Source organism: Nitratidesulfovibrio liaohensis (genome assembly GCF_011682075.1).
Classification (GTDB): Bacteria; Desulfobacterota; Desulfovibrionia; order Desulfovibrionales; family Desulfovibrionaceae; genus Cupidesulfovibrio; species Cupidesulfovibrio liaohensis.
This window is the reverse complement of the sequence record NZ_VSMK01000054.1, coordinates 1-8,060: the sequence shown is the minus strand read 5'-3', so window position 1 is coordinate 8,060 and position 8,060 is coordinate 1. Positions and strand designations below refer to the sequence as shown.

Here is an 8,060-nt window from a genome sequence, read left to right as displayed (position 1 = left end):
CGTGCTGGCCCTGTGCGCCCTGTGCGTGCTGCCCGTCCTGCTCGCCGCCTGCGGGGGGCGCCAGCAGCCCGCGCCGCAGGCGCAGGAACAGGCCCTGCCCGCCAAACCCATTCTGGAGTTCATGACCAGCAACCCGGCTGGGGCTTCCGCCGTGCTGGACGACCCGGAATTCGGCACCGGCATCCGGGTGGTTGTGGAGGGGCTGTTCACCTCGGCCAGCGGAGAGGAATGCCGCCGCGCCACGCTGCTTTCGCAGCATGGCGAGGCAGAGGTGGTCATCGCGTGCCGCCCGGCGGGCAGCGGCGACGACGTTGCGTGGCAGATGGCCCCGCGCATCTGGGGGCAGGGGATAGCCCGGCCCGCGCAATAGGAATTTTTCGGGTCACCCGGGATGCCCGGACGGAGCAAAGGGGCCGTGATGGCCCGATGAGCCGGACTGGCCGGGCTGGCCTGACTGGTCTGACTGTCTAGTGTCGGCATGCCCGGCGCAGGCGTCGGAGGGCCTTCCGCTTCGGGCGGGTGCGTCGTTTCCGCCGCAACAATCACATAGACACAGCACGCTTCCATCCGCCGGGTGCACACCGCACCCGGCGTAGCCAATTACGGATACCAGCCATGGATATCGCACCGTTTTTCCGTCACGCCGCGCCCCGCCGCGCGGGGGCTGCCGCATGGCTGCCCGCCCTTTTCCTGCTGCTCGCTCTGGCCGTGCTGCTTGGTCCGGCGGGCACCGCCGCGCTTGCCGCTCCGTCCGAGGCCAAGTCGTCCGCATCGTCCGGTGCCGCCCAGGCTCCCGGTGCCGACCTGCCGCCCTTCGCCGCCAACCTGTTCCAGGGCAACTTCGGGCAGGCCCGCAGCGCCGAGGCGCGCGAACTGACACCCGGCGACCGGCTGGTGCTGCGCCTGTGGGGCGACCGCAACTTCGACGGCGTGGTCACGGTGAACGATGCGGGCGACATCGAGGTGCAGGACCTGGGTGCCGTGCCCGTGGCGGGCCTTGCCCAGGCCCAGGTTACCGAGGCCATCCGCAGCAAGCTCAGCGCGTCCGGCGTGGAGAACGTGCAGGTCTACGTCAGCCCGTTGGACGGGCGGCCCGTGTCGGTCTTCGTCACCGGGTTCGTCATGAAGCCGGGCCGCTACAACGGCGCGCCGTCCGATTCGGTGCTGGCCTTCCTGGACCGGGCGGGCGGCATCGATCCCCGGCGCGGCAGCTACCGCACCATCCGCCTGCTGCGCGGCGGGGCGGAACTGGGCAGCTTCGACCTGTATCCCTTTGCGCTGAAGGGCGCGCTGCCGCTGGTGCGCCTGCTGGATGGCGACACCATCGTGGTGGGCGAAAAGGGCCCCGCCGTGTCCGCCAGCGGCGAGATACGCAACGCCGCGCGCTTCGAATTCCGCAAGGGCGAGGCCACCGGGGCCAGGCTGGCCGAAATGGCCGACCCGCTGGCCACTGCCTCGCACGCCAGCATCGTGGGCACCCGCAACGGCGCGCCCTTCAACCTGTACCTTCCCCTGCGCGAATTCCGCACCCTGCCGCTGGCCGACGGCGACCGGGTGGAATTTCTGGCCGACACCCCCGGCGACACCATCATGGTCGAAGTGCAGGGGGCCATCCGGGGGGCGTCGCGCTTTCCGCTGAAGCGCACCGCCCGCCTGCGCGACGTGCAGCAGTACATTGCCGTGGATGCCGACCGGGCCGACCTTTCCGGCCTGTACATCAAGCGGCGCAGCGTGGCGGCCCGCCAGAAGCGCGCCATCGAGGACGCCCTGCGCAGGCTGGAGGAAAGCTCGTTCACGGCCACCTCGGCCAGCCCGGAAGAAGCGCAGATCCGCAACCACGAGGCGGAGATGATCGCCAAGTTCGCTGAAAAGGCCCGCAACGTGACGCCCGAGGGCATCGTGGTGGTGGGCAGCGGCGGCAAGGTGGCCGACATCGCGCTGGAGGACGGCGACGTCATCGTCATTCCGGAAAAGAGCGACGTGGTGCTGGTGACCGGCGAGGTGGTGATGCCCCAGGCCATCGTGTGGAACGGCGACAAGCGCCTGAAGGACTACGTGCGCGGCGCGGGCGGCTACACCAACCGCGCGGACACCGGCAACATCCTGCTGGTGCGCCCCAACGGCGAGGTGTTCCGCACGTCCGACACCACCATCGCGGCGGGCGACCAACTGCTGGTGCTGCCGCGCGTGGATTCCAAGAATCTGCAGACGGTCAAGGACATGTCGCAGATTCTCTACCAGATCGCGGTGGCCACAAAGGTGGTCATCGGGTTGTAGGCCCGCCGGGCCTGCCGGGAGATGGACATGAAGGATGCCGACATGAAGGGTGCCGACAAGGACGCTTCGGAAGCGGGCCTGACCGAGGAGGAGCGCCGCGCCCTGCGCGCCGCCCGGCGCGATGCCTTGCTGGGCGTGCCGTTGGATCTGCGCACCCGTGTGCAGGAGGACAAGCGCCGCAAGCGGCGTGATGCCCCCAAACACAAGGGGCGGGCCTTCGAGGACGACGGCAGCGGGGCCGCGGGAAGGGGCGGAAAGGACGGGGACGAGTAGTCGGATGGGACTGGATCGGGCCGTGCCGGACTGGCCCGTGCAGGGCCGGATTGAACCGGGTTGAAACGGACTGGGACCGGCGCTGCCGACCGTGCCGGGACGAACGGTATTTTCAGGCGGGTTCCCTGCGGGGGGCCGCCGTACGGAATGACGAAAAGAGAGCCGATGGATCGCATCCATCGGCTCTCTTTCCGTTCCGGCCATGCCGGGGAATTTCCAACAAAGGGCCAAGGCTCGCGGGACAGGGGCTGCCCGCGCGTCCTGCCGTGGCGGTTACGCCGTGCAGCAGGTCTTGCGCAGGGTTTCCATTTCCTCTTCCTCGTCGGCGGGGTTGCCCAGGTCCAGCACATGGCGGCCCAGCACGTAGTGCATCAGGCGGGGCTTTTCGGCCGACTCCTCCAGCGCGTCGATGATGCGGGCAATGCGCCGCGTGGAACGCAGCACGCCGTCCAGCTGTTCCGTCAACTGCGTGGTGTCCATGCCGTGCAGGGCATTGGCCAGCCGCGCGGCGGCTGCATGGGCCTTGGAGCCTTCGGGCAAAAGTCCGCGCAATTCGTCGGCGGCATGCACGGCGTCGTCCCAGTCGTCGGCCATGTCGTCAAGCAGTTCCGCGCAGTATTCCGCGTGGTTGCGCAAAATGGCCAGGGCGTTGTTGCCGTGGTGGGCCACGGCCCCGGCGGCCTTTTCCAGCGCATCGCGGGCCACGGCCACGCGGCTGCCGGTGGTCAGGGCCACGATGCGCGAGCACTTGGCCAGAAAGCGGGCGTCATAGCTGTCGAAGCCGTGTTCGCGCTCGGAATACAGCAGCACCAGCCCGAAGGGCGGACGACCGCCCCGGTCGCGCAGCACGAAGGCCAGGCGCGAGCGGTAGCCCACCTTGTAGGCCATGCAGTCGTACGAATCGCCGCCGCGATCCATGCCCATCAGGTTGTTGGAAAGCACGTGGCGGGTGCCGTCGCACACCGCGCGCATGACCGGGTGCCCGGCCAGGCCTTCTTCCAGCACCGGCGAAAAAAGCGGGATGGGCCCGCCGTCCTCGCGTTCCGCCGCGATGATCTGCCACTCGCCGTCGTCGTCGCGCAGGCGGCACACGAACATGTCGGCATGAAAGGCGCGCAGCAGCACGGCGGCGCTTTCACGCAGAACCATTTCCGGCGGGGCCATTTCGTCGGCAATACCCAGCAACTCGCTGGTGACGCGCAACAGGGTTTCCGTGTCGTGGCGCTGGGCTGTGAGGCCGGACAGCAACTGCATCAGGTCGCGCCAGTTGCGGATGGGCGCGGCGTGCATGTCGGGGCGCCAGCCCGTGTCCAGCACGGCCTTGGCGGCGGGCAGCAGGGCGAGAATGGCGGCGCGCGCCTTGGGCGGCGCGGAGCGGAGCAGCAGGGAGATGTCCTGCCGCAACGTGCGGGGGGCTGTGGGGGGCATGAGGGGCGGATTCACGGTCCGTCGGCCGGTTCTCGAGTCGGCGCGTGCATCTGTGTCCGCACGCCGCAGGGGGCGGTGGCACGGCGGACACAGGGCCGCGCGAGTGCTACATAGATATCCGACGTCACAATGTCCAGTACAAAAGCACAAGGTGTTTGACATGACCGCCGCCCCTGCACTATGAGACGTATCCCGTCACGGGCGGCAGCGGGCCGAACGCAGGCCGCAACCGTTCGTTGCCCATGGGGAGGTGCGGGCCATGGTGCTTTCGGGCGACATGCCGTAGTATCCTGCCACCATTGCCTTGCCGTATTGGCCTTGCCATGATTGTCTTGCCATACCGGGGCGGTTAGCTCAGCTGGTAGAGCGTCGGCCTTACAAGCCGAATGCCGGGGGTTCGATCCCCTCACCGCCCACCATGAAAAGAACGAAGGGGTTTGTCCGAACAGGACGAACCCCTTTTCATTGGTCTACATGGCCAGCGTGCCCCAGAACGGTGTCATTTTGGGCCGGTCTGGCACTTTGAATGCTGCGGGAAGTGTGATGTGGAATTCATTCCGGAAGTACGAGGCAAGGTCGAATCCGTAATAGATCATGTCTGCGGCAAAGATCGAGTATACGGGATTTGCGGCTTCGTGCGGCGTTACCGGAATGTAGCGGTTGCCATAAATGGGAATGAGTCTGGGAATGCCCGGAAATGGGTTTGTTTCCGTGGCGAAGCCGGTGCCGTCGAACGATATCCCCATTTCCTCGTGCAGCTGTTTCCCGGCGTCTACCATCTCTTTTAGTTCAGTGGTGACTCTGTGCAAGATGTCCTTGCGGCAGGTTTCCGAAGTCAGCGCTTGGCGCCAGTGTATGAAACGGTCCTGCACGGGATGCGCCATGTTCAGCAGAAGCCGTAGGTCCGGGGGGAAACGAAAGGAGAAAATGCTTTCGATCTGGGCCAGTTCCTCGGAAGTTAGACCGCGCTCAAAGACGACGTCTTTTTTACGAAGAAGTTCAAGGAGAACGCGCATCTTCTCCGCATCGGGAGGTGTAGTTTGGGCCATGCATGACTTGTATGTCTGTACGGTGCGGATGACAACCGGTCATGCCGAGCACGGCGGTCACCACGCGTGAAGGAAAGGCCTCCGTTTCCGGAGGCCTTTCCTTTTTGTCAATGCCCGGTGCGCCCGAAAAGGGCGTAATCACGCCATCCCTGCTACGACTTCATGCCCTCGATGATGGCGCGCAACTCCTCGGCCATGCGGGCCACTTCGGCAATGGCCAGGGCCGACTGGTTCATGGCCTCTGCCGTCTCGCTGGAGATGACGTTCAACTCCTCGGTGGCGCGGGCGATCTGTTCGCTGGCCGCCGACTGTTCCTCGGCGGCGGATGCGATGGAGCGCACCATGTCCGCCGTGTCCACCGAAACGCTGAGAATCTCGTGCAGCGATGCCCCGGCCTGGGCCGACCGTTCCGCCGAGGTGTCCGCGTCGGCACCGGCAAGGCCCATCAGGTTCACGCTCTTCTGGGTCACCTGCTGGATGGCCCGGATGACCTGCCCCACCTCGTTGGTGGCGCTCATGGTCTTTTCCGCCAGCTTGCGCACCTCGTCGGCCACAACGGCGAACCCGCGTCCGGCGTCACCCGCGCGGGCAGCCTCGATGGCCGCGTTCAGGGCCAGCAGGTTGGTCTGGTCGGCGATGTCCGAGATCATGTCGATGATGGCGCCGATGCCGTCGGCCTGCTTGCCCAGTTCGTGCAGGCTGACGCCCATTTCGGTCATGCGGTCGCGCAGGGCGCGGATGGAGCCCACGGTGTCGTGCACCACCTTTTCACCCTGTTCGGCGCGTGAACGGGCCAGGTCGGCATTTTTCGCGGCATTGCCCGCGCTGCGCGCCACTTCCAGGATGGAGGCGTTCATCTGCTCCACGGCGGTGGCCGATTCGGAAACGCGGATCTTCTGGTTTTCCGTGCCGCGGCTGGATTCCTCTATCTGCGATGCCAGTTCTTCCGCCGCCGTGGACAGCCGGGCCGAAACGTCCATGGCGGCTCGGGCCGCCTCGGCGATGCGGTCGCGCTGGGCCTCGATCTGCTGCTGCTTCTCCACCATCTCGCTGATGTCGTTCCAGAACGAGATGGAGCCCAGCAGTCCACCGTCCATGTCGTAGAACGGGGTAGTCACCACGCTGATGTGCACGGTGCGCTTGCCGTCCTGCGACGTCCACACGGTCTGCCCGGTAAAGGTGCGCCGTTCCGTGATGGCCTTGTCGGACAGCGTTTCTCGGTTGGGGTCGAACCAGTAGAATTCGCCGGACTTCATGCCGTAATAATCCGAGGGCGGCTTTGGCCTGCCCAGCAGTTCACAGACCTGGGTGTTGGCCCAGGACATGGTGAAGTCGGGCGCCACGATGCCGCAGGGCGTGGGAATGCCTTCCAGCACCCCCCGCGCGAAGCCCAGTTCGCGCTTGATGCGGTCCTTCATGCGCCGGGTGTTGTCGGCAAGGTCCGCCAGTTCGCAGGTGAAGTTGCCCTCGAGGCTGGTGCCGAAGTCACCCCCGGCGATGTCCGCGGCAAAGCGCCCCACGGCCTGCAACGGCACCACCACCAGCTTGCGCACCAACAGCACCATGGCGCTCGCCAGCAGGATACAGACCGTCACCGCGATGGCGGCCACCACGTTGCGCAGCGAGTACGCCTCGGCCAACAGTTCCGATTCGTTCACCGTACCTGCCAGAATCCAGCCGGTCTGGGCGATGCGGTTGAATACCGCCAGCTTGCGCTGTCCCTTGAGATCATACTCCAGCACGCCGTCTTGTCTGCCCAGCATATCGCGCACGAAGGGCAGGTCCTTGCCGGGTTGTAGCAAGGTGGCCGGGTCGGGATGGGCGATGAATGTGCCGTCGCCATCCAGCAGATACAGGTAGCCCGTCGCGCCGATCCTGATGGGCGTGATGGCGCTTTTGGTGAAGGCGCTGAAGTCGAACGACACCTGCACCCCGCCGATGAGCGCGCCCGTGGCGTCGCGTAACGGTACCGCCATGCGGAAGACCATGCGGTCGCCTTCGGCCTTTTGCACCGACTTGTCCAGGGCCAGTTCGCTTCCGTCCAGCACCTGCCGGACCACGGGGTGCTTGGTCTTGTCCTGCCCCCGCTCGTCCACGCCGCCGTTGTTGGCCCCGACGATGACCACGCCGCGCTTGTCGAAGGCGTAGGCAGACCAGATTTCGTCGTACGTCTTCAGATAGTCGCGGAAGCGGTTCTGGGCCACGCCGTTCTCGTCCTGGCCGTCCACCACTGCCTCGATGATGGCCCGCTGCCGGGCCAGGGCGATGGCCAGCTTTTTCTGGTTGCCCAGATAGATGTCCGTGGCCGTCTTCGCGGTCCGGACCAGCGCCTGCGATCCGGTGCGCTGCAGATCCAGCGCAAGATCCATGGTGGATGCCACCACGTACCAGCCAAGCCCCGCGAACCCGAGGACCAGCAGCGTGATGACCAGCGCGCCGATCCTGGTGTTCAACCTGTCGAAAAATCCCGCATTGCCCCGCATGCTGCCTCCCTGGTGATGGAACGCCCTCTTCGTTCCATCGACTGCAATCCAGAATAAGTTAATACGCGAACTTTAATTTTAATGTGTTTTCCAGTGGATGGCACCGTATCACTTTCTAATGCGGGCATGCGCAGGGGATATTCGAAATCATGTTCCTTCACGATTCCCGCATGTTGTGTATTTTCAGACCTTGCTATGCGTAATTGCAGTGAACGGTTCATCTGGGGCGCTGTGCGTCCCGGGCGGGATATCGGGGGGCGCATGCCGGTCGGCGCACGAAGGCGTGTCACGCACGGAAAAAACGTGCGGGAGCGCGCGGGCGGAGACTGGAGAGCGCTTTGTTGGCGCGTGGTCGTGGACGTGGGGGGAGGGCGAACATGAAGGTGGACATGACAGGGCGGCATGTCCGAAGGGGGGCGGCACCCGTCGCGCGCCTGCTGCACCGATGGCGCGGCGGAAGGCGAAAAGACCGGGGGATGCGAAAAAGCGGGGCCGCCCGCACGCCTGCCGGGCTATGCCCCGGCCCGACGCGCGTGGGGCAGGCGCAGCA

6 protein-coding genes and 1 tRNA gene are annotated in these 8,060 nt (G+C 66.0%); 4 read left to right on the top strand and 3 right to left on the bottom strand.

The genetic code is table 11. From position 1 onward, the window contains the following. Position 1 precedes the first annotated feature (1 nt). From FVW27_RS02465 to FVW27_RS02455, 3 genes are all read left to right on the top strand, one after another. Positions 2–370 (top strand): DVU3141 family protein, encoded by a 369-nt coding sequence (locus FVW27_RS02465; protein ID WP_167122455.1) that lies wholly within the window; start codon positions 2–4, stop codon positions 368–370. 245 nt (positions 371–615) lie between these two features. Continuing rightward, complete coding sequence (locus FVW27_RS02460; RefSeq protein WP_167122453.1) at positions 616–2,277, top strand: polysaccharide biosynthesis/export family protein; 1,662 nt, start codon at positions 616–618, stop codon at positions 2,275–2,277. 27 nt (positions 2,278–2,304) lie between these two features. Beyond that, positions 2,305–2,550 (top strand): hypothetical protein, encoded by a 246-nt coding sequence (locus FVW27_RS02455; RefSeq protein ID WP_167122451.1) that lies wholly within the window; start codon positions 2,305–2,307, stop codon positions 2,548–2,550. Positions 2,551–2,823: 273 nt separating this feature from the next. Here FVW27_RS02455 and FVW27_RS02450 read toward each other — a convergent pair whose 3' ends face one another. Further along, positions 2,824–3,978: a hypothetical protein gene (locus FVW27_RS02450; protein ID WP_167122457.1), complete on the bottom strand. Its 1,155-nt coding sequence runs from the start codon at positions 3,976–3,978 to the stop codon at positions 2,824–2,826. Between the two features lie 343 nt (positions 3,979–4,321). Here FVW27_RS02450 and FVW27_RS02445 point away from each other — a divergent pair. Further along, positions 4,322–4,397, top strand: a tRNA-Val gene (locus FVW27_RS02445). A 51-nt stretch (positions 4,398–4,448) separates the two neighbouring features. On the opposite strand, the gene FVW27_RS02440 is transcribed toward FVW27_RS02445, so the two are convergent. Together FVW27_RS02440 and FVW27_RS02435 are read right to left on the bottom strand one after the other, a co-directional pair. Then, positions 4,449–4,994 (bottom strand): hypothetical protein, encoded by a 546-nt coding sequence (locus tag FVW27_RS02440; protein ID WP_167122450.1) that lies wholly within the window; start codon positions 4,992–4,994, stop codon positions 4,449–4,451. Between the two features lie 185 nt (positions 4,995–5,179). Continuing rightward, positions 5,180–7,510: a methyl-accepting chemotaxis protein gene (locus FVW27_RS02435; protein ID WP_167122448.1), complete on the bottom strand. Its 2,331-nt coding sequence runs from the start codon at positions 7,508–7,510 to the stop codon at positions 5,180–5,182. Between the last annotated feature and the right edge of the window lie 550 nt (positions 7,511–8,060).

Bases quoted from the DNA above. Each gene is read 5' to 3' on its own strand.
- FVW27_RS02460 (WP_167122453.1), top strand. From the start codon at position 616: ATGGATATCGCACCGTTTTTCCGTCACGCCGCGCCCCGCCGCGCGGGG.
- FVW27_RS02455 (WP_167122451.1), top strand. From the start codon at position 2,305: ATGAAGGATGCCGACATGAAGGGTGCCGACAAGGACGCTTCGGAAGCG.
- FVW27_RS02450 (WP_167122457.1), bottom strand. From the start codon at position 3,978: ATGCCCCCCACAGCCCCCCGCACGTTGCGGCAGGACATCTCCCTGCTG.
- FVW27_RS02440 (WP_167122450.1), bottom strand. From the start codon at position 4,994: ATGCGCGTTCTCCTTGAACTTCTTCGTAAAAAAGACGTCGTCTTTGAG.
- FVW27_RS02435 (WP_167122448.1), bottom strand. From the start codon at position 7,510: ATGCGGGGCAATGCGGGATTTTTCGACAGGTTGAACACCAGGATCGGC.